The 16,592-nt window shown below is 44.2% G+C and carries 13 protein-coding genes, 2 rRNA genes and 1 riboswitch; all 15 genes read left to right on the plus strand.

All coding sequences use genetic code 11. The annotated features are described in order from the left end of the window. Positions 1–187: ribosomal RNA gene (locus NV379_RS17905) — 23S ribosomal RNA — on the plus strand; the annotation flags it as partial. 83 nt (positions 188–270) lie between these two features. Further along, positions 271–387: ribosomal RNA gene (rrf, locus tag NV379_RS17910) — 5S ribosomal RNA — on the plus strand. 855 nt (positions 388–1,242) lie between these two features. After that, entirely contained in the window at positions 1,243–2,208 is a 966-nt protein-coding gene (locus NV379_RS17915; protein WP_258208713.1) for an ABC transporter ATP-binding protein, read from the plus strand. A gap of 25 nt (positions 2,209–2,233) precedes the next feature. After that, positions 2,234–3,190, plus strand: coding sequence for an ABC transporter ATP-binding protein (locus NV379_RS17920; protein WP_258208714.1), 957 nt, complete (start codon positions 2,234–2,236; stop codon positions 3,188–3,190). A 31-nt stretch (positions 3,191–3,221) separates the two neighbouring features. Next, positions 3,222–4,871, plus strand: a complete 1,650-nt coding sequence (locus NV379_RS17925) for a peptide-binding protein (protein ID WP_258208715.1) — start codon at positions 3,222–3,224, stop codon at positions 4,869–4,871. A gap of 32 nt (positions 4,872–4,903) precedes the next feature. Further along, positions 4,904–5,875 carry an ABC transporter permease gene (locus tag NV379_RS17930; RefSeq protein WP_258208716.1) on the plus strand — a complete coding sequence of 324 codons (972 nt, stop codon included), beginning with the start codon at positions 4,904–4,906 and terminating at the stop codon, positions 5,873–5,875. A gap of 4 nt (positions 5,876–5,879) precedes the next feature. Further along, the gene (opp4C, locus tag NV379_RS17935; RefSeq protein ID WP_258208717.1) at positions 5,880–6,752 is read left to right on the plus strand and encodes an oligopeptide ABC transporter permease; all 873 of its coding nucleotides are present in this window, start codon (positions 5,880–5,882) and stop codon (positions 6,750–6,752) included. Positions 6,753–6,984: 232 nt separating this feature from the next. Next, a riboswitch (purine riboswitch) is annotated at positions 6,985–7,086 on the plus strand. A gap of 184 nt (positions 7,087–7,270) precedes the next feature. Beyond that, the gene (gene purE / locus NV379_RS17940; protein ID WP_373426128.1) at positions 7,271–7,732 is read left to right on the plus strand and encodes a 5-(carboxyamino)imidazole ribonucleotide mutase; all 462 of its coding nucleotides are present in this window, start codon (positions 7,271–7,273) and stop codon (positions 7,730–7,732) included. After that, positions 7,729–8,889 (plus strand): 5-(carboxyamino)imidazole ribonucleotide synthase, encoded by a 1,161-nt coding sequence (gene purK / locus NV379_RS17945; RefSeq protein WP_258208719.1) that lies wholly within the window; start codon positions 7,729–7,731, stop codon positions 8,887–8,889. Before purE ends, purK begins: the two co-directional genes overlap by 4 nt. Before the next feature lie 207 nt (positions 8,890–9,096). Further along, the gene (gene purB / locus NV379_RS17950; protein WP_258208720.1) at positions 9,097–10,392 is read left to right on the plus strand and encodes an adenylosuccinate lyase; all 1,296 of its coding nucleotides are present in this window, start codon (positions 9,097–9,099) and stop codon (positions 10,390–10,392) included. 162 nt (positions 10,393–10,554) lie between these two features. Then, complete coding sequence (locus NV379_RS17955; RefSeq protein ID WP_258208721.1) at positions 10,555–11,475, plus strand: phosphoribosylaminoimidazolesuccinocarboxamide synthase; 921 nt, start codon at positions 10,555–10,557, stop codon at positions 11,473–11,475. Between the two features lie 65 nt (positions 11,476–11,540). Beyond that, positions 11,541–11,783 (plus strand): phosphoribosylformylglycinamidine synthase subunit PurS, encoded by a 243-nt coding sequence (purS, locus tag NV379_RS17960; RefSeq protein ID WP_258208722.1) that lies wholly within the window; start codon positions 11,541–11,543, stop codon positions 11,781–11,783. Between the two features lie 74 nt (positions 11,784–11,857). Further along, positions 11,858–12,553: a phosphoribosylformylglycinamidine synthase subunit PurQ gene (gene purQ / locus NV379_RS17965; protein WP_258208723.1), complete on the plus strand. Its 696-nt coding sequence runs from the start codon at positions 11,858–11,860 to the stop codon at positions 12,551–12,553. Further along, complete coding sequence (gene purL, locus NV379_RS17970) at positions 12,531–14,774, plus strand: phosphoribosylformylglycinamidine synthase subunit PurL (RefSeq protein WP_258208724.1); 2,244 nt, start codon at positions 12,531–12,533, stop codon at positions 14,772–14,774. The genes purQ and purL overlap by 23 nt, the downstream gene beginning before the upstream one ends. Beyond that, positions 14,759–16,243: an amidophosphoribosyltransferase gene (gene purF / locus NV379_RS17975; RefSeq protein ID WP_258208725.1), complete on the plus strand. Its 1,485-nt coding sequence runs from the start codon at positions 14,759–14,761 to the stop codon at positions 16,241–16,243. The genes purL and purF overlap by 16 nt, the downstream gene beginning before the upstream one ends. The last annotated feature ends 349 nt before the right edge of the window (positions 16,244–16,592 follow it).

Genomic DNA, 16,592 nt, shown 5'->3' on the forward strand with positions numbered 1-16,592 from the left:
AGGAGCACCGCTGGGTAGCTATGTACGGAGGGGATAAGCGCTGAAAGCATCTAAGCGCGAAGCCCCCCTCAAGATGAGATTTCCCAATTAGTAAGACCCCTTGTAGACGACGAGGTTGATAGGTTGGGGGTGGAAGCGCGGTAACGTGTGGAGCTGACCAATACTAATAGGTCGAGGGCTTATCTAAAATAACGAATTTAATTCGTAAAACCGCTTTATTCTTCAATTCGCATCTAGTTTTCAAGGCATAAGCCTTGCACAATTAACTTGTTTGGTGACGATGGCGAAAGGGAACCACACGTACCCATCTCGAACACGACCGTTAAGCCTTTCAGCGCCGATGGTACTTGGACCGCAGGGTCCTGGGAGAGTAGGACGTTGCCGAGCAAACAGAAAAAGCTGCAGCCTAATCAGGGGCAGCTTTTTTATTTTGTGAATAACTAATTCGTAAATTGCATGTTGGCTGTGCATATGTTAATTGAAAGCTAGGATATCTGGATAAGTTCGTGATTAATTTTGACTTGTCCACAGAATTGTGCGAATTTAAGAACCTTCGGATTCAAATCTTGAGGTTCTTTGTTGTCTTACGCACATTCTGTGCACATCCATGGGATAACTCCAATTTGGGCTGCTGGGAGTCCATATGAGGCGATTACATACTTTTGTTATTGGAATGGGTCTATTATCACAAATAATAAATAGATCAGCTTAATGTAGGCATTTAGTTATAAGGTGGGGCTGTAGGTTTCAAAGCTATCATAGGCTAAATAGGGATGTTGGTATAGGGAATAGCAAATGGGTATAGATCTTTCTAGCTGAGGGTTAGGAGGGTCTTTTTTTATTGTTAAAAGTGTTTGAATGTTAGGAAAAGGGCGTTTAATACGGTGGTATTTATTATATTTATGCAAAAATATGATTAAATAATTGTAATATGACTTTTCAATATATGGAAACTAAATCTTTGTAAAATATTGTTACGTTTATATGACAAAAAACATTATAAAACGCTGGTGGAATGCGGTTTGTGAGTATTCTCATAGATTATTAACCACTGGTAATAAAAGTATATTCAAGAAAACTATTCTAGTATACTACATCCGATTTCATTATTTCAATAATTTTCAAATAAAAATGTATAAAGAATTTTTAAAAAAGTTAGTGACAACGTGGTCAATAAACCTTAAAATGAGACAAGTGCACTATTTGCACCTATTTAACCGGACTGAAATGAAGGTGAGCAGCATGCAGAAAGCTATTTTAGAAGTTAAAGCACTGAAGACGGTGTTCAAAGACAAAAAGAAGAATGAAAAGGTTATTGTCGACGGCATTGATTTTGAAATTGGGACGAATGAAGTAGTCGCATTAGTTGGTGAATCCGGCTGTGGCAAGAGTATGACATCCCTATCACTTATGCAACTTCTTCCTCAATCTGGAGAGATTGCAAGTGGCGAAGTCCGGTACCGTGGAAAGAACCTTGTTGGACTTAATAAAAAAGAAATGGCAGAAGTTCGTGGTGGTAAACTCTCGATGATTTTCCAAGAGCCCATGACTTCCCTAAATCCGGTTCTAACGATTGGCTTCCAATTAACAGAATCGATTACGAAGCATTTGAAAGTCTCCAAAGTAGAAGCAGTGAAAATTGCTGAAGATTGGTTAAGACGCGTTGGGTTCCCAGAACCTACACGAATTCGTAAAGAATATCCACATCGCTTATCTGGCGGTATGAGACAGCGTGTCATGCTTGCCATGGCAATGTCCTGTAAACCAGATTTACTGATTGCTGATGAGCCGACAACTGCACTGGATGTAACAATCCAAGCGCAAGTATTGGACCTTATTCGCAACTTATTAGATGAAACTGATATGTCCGTGTTGTTCATTACTCACGACCTTGGCGTAGTAGCTGAGATGGCAAACCGAGTCATTGTTATGTATGCAGGACAAATCGTGGAGACGGCTGATGTTCGCACGATCTTTACGTCAGCACAGCATCCGTATACGAAAGGATTGTTACAATCCACTCCTCGTATGTCTGGCGCAATCGAGAAATTGCAGCCAATTCCTGGTACAGTACCTCCAGCTGGAGCATTCCCTGAAGGTTGTCGCTTTGCAGAGCGTTGCCCAGTAGCAACTGCCACTTGCCGAGATAAAATGCCTGAATTGCGCGAAATTAACTCGGGACATAAAGTTCGTTGCATCTTGGTCTAGCATACGCAAAAGGGGGATAAAGAAAGTGAATACTCCACTTCTTGAGGTCAAAGACCTTAAAAAGCATTTTTTAATTGGCGGTAGTGCAAAAAAAGGTACTGTCAAGGCTGTAGATGGTGTGGAATTTAATGTATATGAAGGAGAAACACTCGGTATTGTTGGTGAATCCGGTTGTGGTAAATCGACAGTAGGCCGATTGATTCTTCGTTTGCTTGATCCAACCTCTGGTCAAATCCGTTTTGACGGAGCAGATATTAGCAAAATGAGCCAGAAGCAACTTCGTCCACTTCGTAAAGATATGCAATGTGTCTTCCAAGATCCTTTCGCATCCTTGAACCCACGTATTTCAATTGGTAAAGCAATTGCTGAGCCGATGGTGATCCAAGGTGGTCTAAGTCAACAAGATGCGATGAAACGCGCTGAGGAACTATTAGGAATGGTTGGTTTAAGACCCCATACTTCAGGATTATATCCTCACGAGTTCTCAGGCGGTCAAAGACAACGTATTGCGATTGCTCGTGCGATTTCACTGAATCCGAAGCTTATTATCGGGGACGAGCCTGTATCTGCTCTAGACGTTTCCGTTCAAGCTCAGATTGTGAATTTACTAGGCGATTTGCAAAAACAAACCAAAGTTTCTTACCTATTCATCTCTCATAACCTCAGCATTGTTCGACACATTTCCGATCGTGTAGCGGTAATGTACTTAGGTCGAATTGTTGAAAGTGGTACTCGTGACCAATTGTTCGACAATCCGAAGCACCCATACACACAAGCATTACTATCTGCAGTACCTGAACCTGAGATTGGTGCAAAACGTGAGCGTATTGTACTTAGTGGTGAAGTGCCGAATGCGGCAAACCCACCATCAGGTTGTCCGTTCCACCCAAGGTGCCCACATGCAGTGGAGCGTTGCCGTATTGAAAGACCAATATTTGCAGAAGTGGAGCCGGGGCACTTTGCATCCTGCCATTTCATATAAAAAAATTGTAAATTAGAGAGGGGTTCACATCATGACAACAAAATCTTTTGGTAAGTACGGAACAGTTGCTCTTGCAACATTAATGTCAACTAGCTTGTTCCTATCCGCTTGCGGTGACAAGTCAGGCGCAACAGAAACACCTGCAGCTTCTCCTGCTGCAGCAGCAAAAGAAAAGGTAGACGGTGGCGAAATCACAACGGCTTACCTTGGAGATCCTCAAGGCTTTATTCGTTTCTGGGCTACAAGTACAACTTCTTCTGAAGTAATCGAGCTAGTATTCAGCTCCTTGTACAAATTTAACGAGAAGCAAGAAATCGTTCCAGATTTGGCAGTAGGTCAACCGACTTTCTCCGATGACAAATTGCAAATGACAATTAAAATCCGTAACGATGTGAAGTTCTCAGATGGTAAACCAGTAACTGCTGATGACGTTGTATTCACATACAACGTTGCACTTAACCCTGATTACAAAGGACCACGCAAAGGTACATTTACATCCGTTGCGAAGGTTGAAAAAGTTGATGATACAACAGTTAAATTTATACTTAAAGAGCCAAATGCAGGCTACATCGATATGATGCCTTACAACATCTTGCCACAACACATTTTGAAAGATGTGCCAGTTAAAGATATGGATAAGTCCGATTTCATGAAAAATCCAATCGGTTCTGGTCCATACAAATTGGATGAGTGGAAAAAAGGTCAATTCTTGAAATTCAGCCGTGTAGATAGCTACTATGGTGGCAAGCCGTCCATTGACAAAATTAACATCAAGATCCTTGGTGATGCAAACACAATGATGGCTCAATTGCAAACGGGTGAAATTAATCAAGTTACTGTACCTGTTGATAACTTGTCTGTTATTGAAAACTATGCGAAACAATCCGGTAAGATCAAGCTTGAAAAAGGCGTTAAAACAAGCAGCTATAGCTACATTGGTTGGAACTTGAAAAATCCATTGTTCCAAGATAAGGCTGTACGTCAAGCTTTGACAATGCTAATGGATCGTCAAGGTATTATTGACGGTGTTATCGAGGGCCAAGGTACAATTATGCACGCTCAAACACCTCCAACTTACTGGACATTCACGGACAACGTTCCGAAGTTTAACTACGATGTTGATAAAGCGAAGAAAATGTTAGCTGACGCTGGTTGGAAAGATTCCGATAGCGATGGTGTTCTAGATAAAGACGGCAAGAAGTTTGAATTCGAAATGACTGGTGTTCAAGGTAACAAAGTTCGTGAGAAAGCAATGACGGTTGTTCAACAGCAATTGAAAAAAGCCGGTATTATCATGAACATTCGTATGCTTGAATCTTCTGCATATTCCAAAGCAGTAATTACAGATAAGAAGTTTGAGTCTGTATTCGGTGCATGGAGCATTTCTGGAGATCCGAACCCACGTGGTACATGGCACTCCAGCGAAGTTGAAACTGGTATGAACATCACTGGTTACAGCAACCCTGAAGTAGACAAGTTGATCGACGAAGATTTGAATACATTTGATAAAAACAAACGTAAAGAGTTGCTAAATAAAGTGGATGCTCTAGTAGCTGAAGATCAAGCTTACACATTCTTGTACTCTGGTTTCTCAACAAATGCTTACCCAAGCAATCTTGCTGGTTATAACCCACAACGTGACGGTTTGAAAGAAATCGAGAAGTGGTACTTCACGAAGTAATACAAAGTCTTAAAAGAAAGAAGTGACATCCGGTGGTCAAATATGCACTACGACGTATTCTAAACGCCATTCCTATTCTTCTCGGCATCACGATCATATCATTCGCCATTATCCACTTGGCTCCGGGTTCACCTCTGTCGCAATACATTGAGGATCCGACCATTACGGCCTTAGACAAAGAAAATATGATCAAAGCGTACGGCTTGGATAAGCCGCTTCCTACTCAATATTGGGAATGGCTCACCGGCATGCTGCAAGGGGACTTTGGTATTTCTTACATGAAGAACGAACCTGTTCTTAAGATCGTTATAGATCGATTGCCTACAACGTTACTCTTGACTGTTACGAGCTTTATCATATCCATGTTGATTGCAATACCGCTCGGGATTATCTGTGCCTTGAAGGAGAACTCTAAGTTTGACCGTATTGTCTCAGGGATTAGTTTTACAGGGATATCGGTTCCAGGATTCTGGCTTGCACTAATCCTATTGATGGTGTTCGGTGTTAAGCTTGGTTGGCTGCCAACTGGTGGCTTGCAATCTATTAGTGGATCAACTGGCTTTTGGGATCGAGTACATCATATGATTATGCCGATTTCCGTAATGGTATTCGCTGAGGTAGCGATCTGGTTACGCTACATTCGTTCCAGCATGCTTGAAGTTATTCATCAAGACTACATGAGGACTGCAAAGTCCAAAGGTTTATTGCCTGGTCGTATTCTAGGGATTCACGGTATGCGCAATGCGCTAGTTCCTCTTGCTACACTACTTGGGCTAGCAGTACCGGGTTTCGTTGCAGGTTCCCTTATTCTCGAAAACATTTTCTCCATTCCAGGAATGGGAGCATTGTTTAGAGATGCGGCATTCCAACGGGATTATCCGGTTATCTTCGCTATAACGACGCTTGGTGCAGTGCTTACTGTTGCTGGTAATATCTTTGCCGACATTTCCTATGCGTTCCTTGATCCACGTGTAAGTCTAAGTAAACAAGAAGTGAAGGGGTGAGAAGATGAACGTAGCGATTTCCAACCAACAGCCAGTTCTAGTTAAGCCAAAGAACCGTGCTTGGGAAAGATTCAAAAGCAACAAGATGGCGCTAGTCAGTCTCATTCTTCTTGTCACTCTTGTAGTCTTAGCATTAATAACTCCATTCATTGCACCGTACGATCCGGCAGCACAAGATTTGTTGGCTCGTCTTAAAGCACCTAGTAGTGCACACTGGCTGGGAACAGATGATTTAGGACGTGACGTACTCTCAAGAGTATTGTATGGAGGACGTGTTTCACTCGCAGTAGGTATCTTCGCAGTAGTATTTAACGTAATCATTGGTATCGTTGTAGGCTCCATAGCGGGTTTCTACGGAGGTAAGATTGATGCAGTCTTGATGCGTTTTGTTGACGTTATGCTTGCTTTCCCAATGATGTTTATGCTAATTACGGTTGTAACTTTGCTTAAACCGAGTTTAACCAATATTATTATAGTGTTAGTAGCCTTTGGTTGGATGAGTAAAGCGAGACTATTACGCGGACAGATCTTGTCTGTGAAAAATCGCGAGTTTGTGGATGCGGCACGTACGATCGGAATGTCGGATTTCCGTATCATTTTCCGTCATATCTTGCCAAACTCCTTAGCACCGATTATCGTTTCTGCTTCTTTGCAAATGGGCAGTATGATCTTAACTGAATCCTCCCTAAGTTTCTTAGGTCTAGGTATTCAACCACCGGATGCAAGTTGGGGTAACATCCTACAAGGTGCAACAAGCTTGAAAATCATGCTTGAAGCACCATGGGTTCCTATTGCTCCAGGTGTAATGATCTTCCTTACAATCATGTGCTTTAACTTTATCGGGGATGGCTTGCGCAGCGCATTCGATTCTAGATAATAACAACATATAAGAGGGATTCCTGACGCAAGTCAGGGGTCTCTTTTTTTAAACAAATTGAGGATTTAAGATGGATACATGACATGTCTTCTATCCTTTAATGAAGTAAAACACGAATGTTATTAACAATAAATTTGAAAAATGTTCGTTTTTTGAAATTGACATCTTAAGGTAGCTGCTGTTACACTAAAGGAGCTAAAAAGCTATTAGCAACAAGGCGTTTTGGCAAAATGAATTGAATAGGTAAGTTACTCGTATAAATTCAGGGATATGGCCTGAAAGTCTCTACCCGAGAACCACAAATTTTTGGACTACGAGGATGTGCTTGTTGGTTAACTCCTTCTATTAAAAAGATGGCGTGGGATCAACATGCTTATTTAGCATCCCAAAGTCCAGAAAATCGAGTTACTCGGTAAATTTCTGGATTTTTTGTTTTTTTGGTTAAGATGCTAATTTGGAAGAATGAATAATAGAAGAATGGAAGTGGATGAAACGTGTCAGTGCATGTAGGGGTCATCATGGGAAGTCAATCCGATTGGGAAACGATGAAGAAAGCTTGTGACATTCTGGACGAATTGGCTATACCTTATGAGAAAAAGGTCGTATCTGCGCATCGCACACCGGACTTGATGTTCGAGTATGCGGAAACAGCGGTTAAACGTGGTCTCAAGGTGATTATTGCAGGTGCAGGCGGTGCCGCACATTTACCGGGTATGGTAGCAGCGAAGACTGAACTTCCCGTCATTGGTGTACCGGTGCAGTCCCGCTCACTGAACGGTCTAGATTCCCTTCTATCGATTGTGCAGATGCCAGCAGGAATTCCTGTTGCAACTGTAGCGATCGGAGCAGCAGGAGCTGCGAATGCAGGACTACTCGCCGCACAAATGCTAGGTGCATTCGACAAGGAGTTGCAAGAAAAGGTACGTGAACGTCGCGAGAAGACGAAGCAAGCTGTGCTGGAAAGCAGTGAACTGTTATGATAGAAGTGTCCAATGTTATTCTACCAGGCAGTACAATTGGTATACTAGGTGGAGGGCAGCTTGGTCGAATGGTGTCGCTTGCGGGTCGAGCAATGGGATATCGCTTCGTGACGCTAGATCCGATGAAAGATGCTCCATGTGGGCAGGTGGCAGATGCGCAAATTGTAGCAGCTTATGACGATTTGGAAGCAGCGCGGCAATTGGCTGAGCAATCGGATGTGATCACCTATGAATTCGAGAATGTGGATGCAAGGGTAACGGAACTTCTAATGAAGCAATCTTATGTTCCGCAAGGCAGTCAATTGCTCTATACAACGCAGCATCGACTCCGTGAGAAACGTGCGATTGAAGCAGCGGGTGTAAGTGTTGCACCTTACCTAGAAATCGACAGTGAGGACAAGTTGCGTGAAGGTGTACTTGCATTCGGAACTCCTTGTGTGCTCAAAACAGCGACTGGTGGTTACGATGGCAAAGGGCAGTGGGTAATCCGTACATTAGATGAAGTAACGGATGCTTACGCTACGCTTAGTCAAGCTAAAACAGAGCTTGTACTGGAGAAGTTTATTCATTTTGACAAGGAAATATCGGTGATTGCAGCAAGAAGTCCACGCGGTGAAGTGAAAGCATTCCCAGTGGCTGAGAATGTGCATGTGGATAATATCTTGCACGTATCGATCGTTCCTGCACGTGTGTCAGATGAATTGCAGCGCAAAGCTGAGCAACTTGCGATTCGGATCGCCGAAGGACTTGGTGTAATTGGACTTATTGCCGTAGAGATGTTCGTGACATCAAGCGGTGAGATTTACGTGAATGAGCTTGCCCCAAGACCGCACAATTCCGGGCATTATACTATGGAAGCTTGTCATACAAGTCAGTTCGAGCAGCATGTGAGAGCGATCTGCAACTTGCCGTTAGGCAGTACGGAGCTGCTTACACCTGTTGTAATGGTGAACTTACTTGGCGAGCATGTCGAGCCGCTGATGCAATGGTCGGAGCAACAAAATGATCTGCCAACTGATGTGACGGCGAAGATTCATTTGTACGGTAAAAGTGACGCGAAAGTGAAACGGAAGATGGGTCATGTCAATCTTTTGACGAATGATGTAGAAAAAGCACTTAAATGGATAGAAGACTCGGCTATTTGGAAAAATATGTAGAGTGTGACGAAAAAGTCAAGCGAAGAATAAAGGGTGTACTGGAGGAACGAAGTGATCGCCTTTGAAATCGTGAAAATACCATTAAATAAGTTCAAATTTCACGATTGAGACAGCGGCCGGAAGTATTCCCTTGATTCGCAGCGGCCTAACTTTTGAGGAAAACTCTACAGTAGAGAACAGCGGAAGTCGAGATTAGGAGGATGGAACATGATTGAACGTTACAGCCGCCCAGAAATGGCGCGAATTTGGACGGAAGAAAATAAATTTAAGGCTTGGCTTGAAGTTGAAATTCTAGCATGCGAGGCATGGGCGGAGCTTGGTGCGATTCCGAAGGAAGATGTGAAAGTTCTTCGTGAGAATGCTAGCTTTAACATTGATCGCATTTATGAAATTGAGCAAGAAACACGCCATGACGTAATTGCCTTTACACGTGCGGTGTCCGAGACACTAGGCGATGAGCGCAAATGGGTGCATTACGGTCTAACTTCAACAGACGTTGTAGATACAGCTCTTGGGTATTTGCTTCGTCAAGCGAACGATATTATCGAAAAAGATCTAATCAATTTCATTGAGATTCTACGTGAAAAAGCGATTGCTTATAAACATACTGCGATGATGGGCAGAACGCATGGTGTGCATGCAGAGCCTACTACGTTTGGCCTTAAGATGGCACTGTGGCACGAAGAAATGAAGCGTAACTTGGAGCGTTTCCGCCTTGCAGCGGATGGCGTACAGTACGGTAAAATGTCTGGCGCAGTAGGCACGTACGCCAATATTGATCCTTTTGTAGAGAGCTATGTATGTGAAAAGTTGGGAACGAAAGCAGCTCCGATCTCGACACAAACGTTGCAGCGTGACCGTCATGCGGATTACATGGCTACACTTGCACTGATCGCGACTTCGATGGATAAGTTCGCAACTGAAATTCGTGCTTTGCAGAAGAGTGAAGTTCGTGAGGTTGAAGAAGGTTTTGCAAAGGGTCAGAAGGGTTCTTCCGCAATGCCGCATAAGCGTAATCCAATTGGCTGTGAGAGCATCTCCGGTCTTTCCCGTGTCATTCGTGGACACATGGTATCCGCTTATGAGAACGTGACGTTGTGGCATGAACGCGATATTTCCCACTCTTCTGTGGAACGTATCATTTTACCAGATGCAACAATCTTGCTGAACTACATGCTGAATCGCTTTGGAAACATCGTGAAGAACTTAACGGTATTCCCTGAGAATATGAAGAGAAACATGAAAGCAACGTATGATGTGCCATTCTCTGGCCGCATTATGACGAAGCTGATCGATAAAGGTTATGCTCGTGAAAAAGCGTATGATACGGTGCAACCGCGCGCGATGGAAGCATGGGAACAACAACGTTCTTTCCGTGACATCGTGATGAATACGCCTGAAATTACAGATGTATTAAGTGCAGAGGAAATTGAAGATGCGTTTAACCCAAGCTGGCACTTGAAGCATGTGGATACGATCTTCGATCGTTTAGGATTGAAATAGTGTGGTCAAAAGTCGAACGTAGGAGAAAAGAAGCAACTGAAGGAGTGAAACGTTCGCCTTTGAAATTGTGAAACTACAATAATATCAATTCAAAATTCACAATTTCAACAGCGACCGGAAGTGCTTCTTTTATCCGTAGTGAACAGACTTTTGTACACGCATATGAAAAATGGGAGGTTGAATCTTTTGTCACAAACATTAACAACAGCGGTGCACTTGGTAAAAGCACCGCTGCTATATAAAGGCAAAGTTCGCGAATTGTATGATCTTGGGGAACACTTGCTAATCGTTGTTACGGACCGTATTTCGGCATTCGATCATGTGCTGGAGCCTGCGATTCCTTTTAAAGGAGACGTATTGAACTTACTTACAGGTTTCTGGTTCGATATGACTTCTGAGATTATGCCGAACCATGTGGTTCATACAGACATTGACCAAATTGATGACTTGGTTACTGACAAAGAAGCACTTCGCTACCGCATTATGGTGACGCGTAAAGCAACTCGTATTCCAGTAGAGTGTGTGGTTCGCGGTTACTTAACGGGCGGCGGCTGGCGTCAATACCTGGAGACAGGTAAAGTGAACGGTCATGAGCTTCCTGAAGGCATGCGCAAGAACCAACGTCTGCAAAGCCCAATCTTCACACCTGCGAAGAAAAATGATGTCGGTCACGATGAGGACATTACGATCGAGCAAATGCGTGAGTGGTTAGGCGAACGTCTAACGACACAGCTGCTACAGAAAAGTATTATGCTTTACGTGCTTGCACATTCATATTGTGAGCAGCGCGGTATTTTACTAGCAGATACAAAGTTTGAATTTGGTTTTATCGGGGATGAAATCATTCTAATTGATGAGATGTTCACGCCGGATTCTTCCCGTTTCTGGGCAGAGAGCCAATATGAGCTGGATGTTGAGATGGATTCCTTGGATAAAGAGCCTGTTCGCACATACCTAGCTAATTCCGGTTGGGATAAAAATTCACAGCCTGCACCGCTGCCTGATGAAGTGGTGGAAGCAACATCGATTCGTTATCGTCAAATCTTGGGTCTTCTTCTTGCGCAATTGCAGCAAGCTGAATAGATTACTAGTTTTCTAGAATTGCTAATATCATAGATTTCGTCATTCATAGAGGAGGATTCACCCTAATGAAAGCAACTGTCTACGTTACGATTAAGCAAAATGTTCTAGACCCGCAGGGAAGCGCCGTTCAAGGCGCTTTACATGCGATGGGTTTTGAGGAAGTGGGTAAGGTTCGAATTGGCAAGTACATGGAATTTGAACTGGATACGGCAGATCGTGCAGAAGCTGAAGCGCGTGTTACGGCGATGTGCGAGAAATTGCTAGCGAACACAGTGATTGAAGACTATCGCTTTGAACTGAGCGCATAGAAGTCTCGTATACTGAAGTTTCCCAACATTCAGAAATGAGATCATTCGACTTACAAACTTGAGGAGGTACCCTGATGAAATTTGCGGTTCTCGTATTTCCGGGATCGAATTGTGATATCGATTGCTATAAAGCGGTGGAGGATACGGTTGGCCAGCAAGTCGATTATGTATGGCATACTGCTACTGATCTATCAAGCTATGATTGTATTCTAATCCCAGGAGGTTTCTCCTACGGTGATTACTTACGCTGCGGTGCGATTGCCCGTTTTGCACCTGTAATGCAGGCGTTAATTGAAGCAGCTGAGCAAGGCAAGTACATTCTGGGTATCTGTAATGGATTCCAAATCGTGACGGAAGCAGGATTATTGCCTGGTGCGCTACTACGTAACAAGAGCATGAAATTCCTCTGTCACCCTACGAATTTGGAAGTTGTGAATGCAAACACACCTTTTACAAGTGATTATCAAGAAGGTGAAATCATTACGATTCCGATCGCACATGGCGAAGGCAATTACTATGTGGATGAAGTGACTCTGTCAGAACTACAAGCGAATAATCAAATCGTGTTCCGTTATCAGCAAGGTACGAACCCAAATGGCGCAATCGATGATATCGCAGGGGTATGCAATAAGGCAGGTAATGTTGTAGGGATGATGCCGCATCCAGAGCGTGCTGTAAGCGATCTTCTCGGATCAAGTGATGGTAAGCGAATGTTTACATCGATTCTGAACACATGGAGGAAACAACATGACGCAGCAGTTGTCCGTTAAGGAACCAACCGCAGAACAAATTGCGGAACAAAAAGTGTATAAGCAGATGGGTGTAACGGATGATGAGTACGCAAAAATTTGCGGGTTCCTTGGGCGTAAGCCTAATTACGTTGAAATCGGCGTGTTCTCGGTCATGTGGTCGGAGCACTGTTCCTATAAAAATTCAAAGCCTTTACTTCGCAAATTCCCTGTAACTGGACCTCGCGTTCTGATGGGTCCGGGTGAAGGAGCGGGTATCGTAGATATTGGTGATAACCAAGCAGTTGTTTTCAAAATTGAAAGTCACAACCACCCTTCGGCGATTGAGCCTTATCAAGGCGCAGCGACAGGTGTGGGCGGCATCATTCGTGACATCTTTTCTATGGGTGCACGTCCCGTTGCATTAATGAACTCACTTCGCTTCGGGAACCTTAAGAATGATCGTGTTAAATATTTGTTCGAGCACGTCGTATCCGGTATTGCGGGTTATGGAAACTGTATCGGGATTCCAACTGTTGGCGGCGAAGTGATGTTCGATGAAAGTTATGAAGGAAATCCACTCGTGAACGCGATGTGCGTCGGTTTGATCAACCACGACCAAATTCAGCGTGGTGTAGCGAAGGGTGTAGGCAATCCGGTGTTCTATGTGGGTCCTGCAACAGGTCGTGACGGGATTCACGGAGCGACATTTGCCTCGGAGGAGCTAACTGAAGAGTCAGAAGCGAAGCGTCCTGCGGTTCAGGTCGGGGATCCTTTTATGGAAAAATTAGTGCTTGAAGCTTGTCTTGAATTGATCGATACAGGTATCGTTCTTGGTATTCAAGATATGGGTGCAGCAGGACTTACTTGTTCTTCCGCAGAGATGGCATCCAAGGCTGGCAACGGCATGGAGCTGTACTTAGATGAAGTTCCACAGCGTGAAGAAGGTATGACGGCTTATGAGATGATGTTGTCGGAATCCCAAGAGCGTATGTTGTTCGTTGTGGAGCCGAAGCATGAAGCGCAAGCGACGGAAATTTTCACTCGTTGGGGATTGATCTGTGCGAAGGTTGGTAAGGTAACCGACGATGGTCGCTTGAAGTTGATTCATAACGGTGAGGTAGTTGGTGATATGCCGGTTACAGCACTTGTGGATGAGTGTCCAGTATATGATAAGCCATCGAAAATGCCAGCTTATTATGAAGCAAATGCAGATATCGATACGACTCGTTATGCCGAAGTGACAGACCTAAATGATGCGCTTGCTAAAGTGTTAGCATCCCCAACTGTTGCGAGCAAAGAGTGGGTTTACAATCAATACGATCACATGGTTCGTACGTCTACGGTTGTTCGTCCGGGTTCAGATGCAGCTGTTGTATCCATTCGTGGAACACGTAAAGGGCTTGCAATGACGACGGATTGTAACGGACGTTATGTGTACTTAGATCCAGCGGTTGGTGGACGTATTGCAGTGAGTGAAGCAGCACGTAACATTGTATGTTCCGGTGCTGAACCACTTGCGATTACAGACAACTTGAACTTCGGTTCGCCTGAGAAGCCAGAAATTTTCTGGCAGATGGAGCAAGCTGTTGATGGTATGGCGGAAGCTTGTCGTGTACTGGATACACCTGTTATCGGTGGTAACGTGTCCTTGTATAACGAGAATGCAAAAGGCGCGATTTATCCAACCCCTGTTGTGGGAATGGTAGGTTTGGTGCATGATACGGACCACATTACAACACAAGCGTTTAAACAAGCTGGCGATGTGATCATCTTACTTGGTGAAACAAAAGCAGAGCTTGGTGGCTCTGAATTCCAATATATCGTTCACAACGTTACAGAAGGTCGTCCGCCTGTGCTTGACTTGGAAACAGAAAAACGGTTGCATAAGACAGTACTAGGTGCAATTCAGCAAGGTCTTGTTGCTTCTGCACATGACTTGTCGGAGGGCGGTCTTGCAGTAGCATTAGCAGAGTCCTGTATGTCATCAGGTATTGGTGCAGAAGTGAATTTTGCGAGCGAATTACGTCCTGATCATGCGTTATTCAGTGAAAGCCAATCCCGTATCTTACTCTCGACAACAGCTGTTAAAGTAGATGCTTTGGTGGAATGGATTGTTTCCCAAGGAGTTCCGCATCAAGTAATCGGTACGGTGCAAGGTGAAGAATTAAACATTCAAGTGAATGGAAAAGGAGCTGTAAGTGCTTCTGTTCGTTCGCTCGAAAAGACTTGGAAGGATGCGATCCCATGTCTAATGAAATAAAAGTTGGGCAGGGATTGTGGTCTGGTGACTACTACAACGAAGGCATGAATGCTCATGCTGGTGTGTTAGATAAACTTGGCGAGGAGTGCGGCGTCTTTGGTGTCTTCGGACACGAGGATGCTGCCTCCCTCTGCTACTATGGACTGCATGCTCTTCAGCATCGTGGTCAGGAAAGTGCTGGCATCTGTACAGCAGATGCGAACAACTTCCACTACCATCGTGGGATGGGACTTGTGAAGGAAGTGTTCAACAATACGAACCTTCCAAGCTTAATTGGAACTTCAGCGATCTCACATGTACGTTATTCAACGGCAGGTGAGAGTAAACTGGCGAATGCGCAGCCACTTGTGTTCAAGTATCGCGAGGGTGACCTTGCGATTGCAACGAACGGGAATCTAGTGAATGCGAAACAAATTCGTCGTAAGCTTGAGAAAATGGGCTCGATCTTCCAGACATCTTCCGATACGGAAGTTGTCGCCCACTTGATCGCACGATCGGAGCATGATGAGATCGAGGATGCGGTTAAGGACGCGTTGTCGCAAGTAGTAGGCGCGTATGCGTTTCTTATTTTGACCAAAGATAAGCTCATTGCAGCACTTGATCCACATGGACTTCGTCCGTTTGTGATTGGTCGCTTGGGTGATGCCTATCTGTTCGCTTCCGAAACGTGTGCGTTCGAAGCAGTTGGTGGTCATTATGTGCGTGACGTCCTTCCGGGGGAACTGCTTGTTCTGGATCGGAATGGGTTACATGAAGATCGTTTTGCAGATCGACAAAAACGAGCAATCTGCTCGATGGAATATATATATTTTGCAAGACCAGATTCGGACATGAATGAAATTAACGTGCACACGGCACGTAAGCGTATGGGTAAGCAGCTTGCAAGGGAAGCATTCGTCGATGCGGACATTATCACTGGTGTGCCTGACTCTTCGACTTCCGCAGCAATCGGCTATGCCGAGCAGACGGGAATTCCGTATGAGCTGGGCTTAATCAAGAATCGTTACACAGGACGTACATTCATCGAACCAAGTCAAGAACTGCGTGAGCAAGGTGTAAAGATGAAGCTTAGCGCCGTACGCGGTGTTGTTGAGGGAAAGCGTGTCGTCATGATCGATGATTCCATCGTCCGTGGCACAACGTCCTTGCGCATCGTCAATCTGCTTCGTGAAGCGGGTGCGACTGAGGTGCATGTGCGGATATCTTCACCACCGTTCAAGAACCCGTGCTTCTACGGGATTGATACACCGAGTCGCAAAGAGTTGATTGCATCTTCACACTCTATTGAAGAAATGCGTAAGAAGATTAATGCAGACTCGCTGTACTTTTTGAGCAAAGATGGCTTGCTAGACTCCATTGGTCGTACGGCGGATGAGTTCAAGCACGGTTATTGCACGGCGTGCTTTGATAATGAGTATCCGACTGAAGTTGATGATGAAGTGGTTGCTGTTGTAACTGCTGTGAAGTGATAAGTGGGAGGAGCGGTTTCAAAAAGTTGGATCACTGCGTGGAATGAGGGTGCTTCCGGTCGCTGTCTCAATCGTGAATTCTGAATTTATCTAATTGTATTTTCACGATTTCAAAGGCGAACGCTACGCTCCTCCAGCACCCTCATTCCTCTTCGTTAAACTTTCTGAACCCACTCTAGTGGGTAGAAAAGAATTTTATAAACGAAGTGAAACTCCCTCGTTTATCATGTGTTGGATTGTAGCTCAATAATATTGATAGATTCTCAACATTAAAGAAAGTAAAACACTTGTAAGAACGGAGCGAAGCAATCGTTCCCATGTAAAATCTTGGCTCGCCGAGTCAGAGATG

Source organism: Paenibacillus radicibacter, from assembly GCF_024721995.1.
GTDB classification, from domain to species: domain Bacteria; phylum Bacillota; class Bacilli; order Paenibacillales; family NBRC-103111; genus Paenibacillus_AM; species Paenibacillus_AM radicibacter.

Coding starts and splice junctions, on each gene's coding strand:
- NV379_RS17915 (WP_258208713.1), top strand. CDS start 1,243: ATGCAGAAAGCTATTTTAGAAGTTAAAGCACTGAAGACGGTGTTCAAA.
- NV379_RS17925 (WP_258208715.1), top strand. CDS start 3,222: ATGACAACAAAATCTTTTGGTAAGTACGGAACAGTTGCTCTTGCAACA.
- opp4C (WP_258208717.1), top strand. CDS start 5,880: ATGAACGTAGCGATTTCCAACCAACAGCCAGTTCTAGTTAAGCCAAAG.
- purE (WP_373426128.1), top strand. CDS start 7,271: ATGGGAAGTCAATCCGATTGGGAAACGATGAAGAAAGCTTGTGACATT.
- purK (WP_258208719.1), top strand. CDS start 7,729: ATGATAGAAGTGTCCAATGTTATTCTACCAGGCAGTACAATTGGTATA.
- purB (WP_258208720.1), top strand. CDS start 9,097: ATGATTGAACGTTACAGCCGCCCAGAAATGGCGCGAATTTGGACGGAA.
- NV379_RS17955 (WP_258208721.1), top strand. CDS start 10,555: ATGAAAAATGGGAGGTTGAATCTTTTGTCACAAACATTAACAACAGCG.
- purS (WP_258208722.1), top strand. CDS start 11,541: ATGAAAGCAACTGTCTACGTTACGATTAAGCAAAATGTTCTAGACCCG.
- purQ (WP_258208723.1), top strand. CDS start 11,858: ATGAAATTTGCGGTTCTCGTATTTCCGGGATCGAATTGTGATATCGAT.
- purL (WP_258208724.1), top strand. CDS start 12,531: ATGACGCAGCAGTTGTCCGTTAAGGAACCAACCGCAGAACAAATTGCG.
- purF (WP_258208725.1), top strand. CDS start 14,759: ATGTCTAATGAAATAAAAGTTGGGCAGGGATTGTGGTCTGGTGACTAC.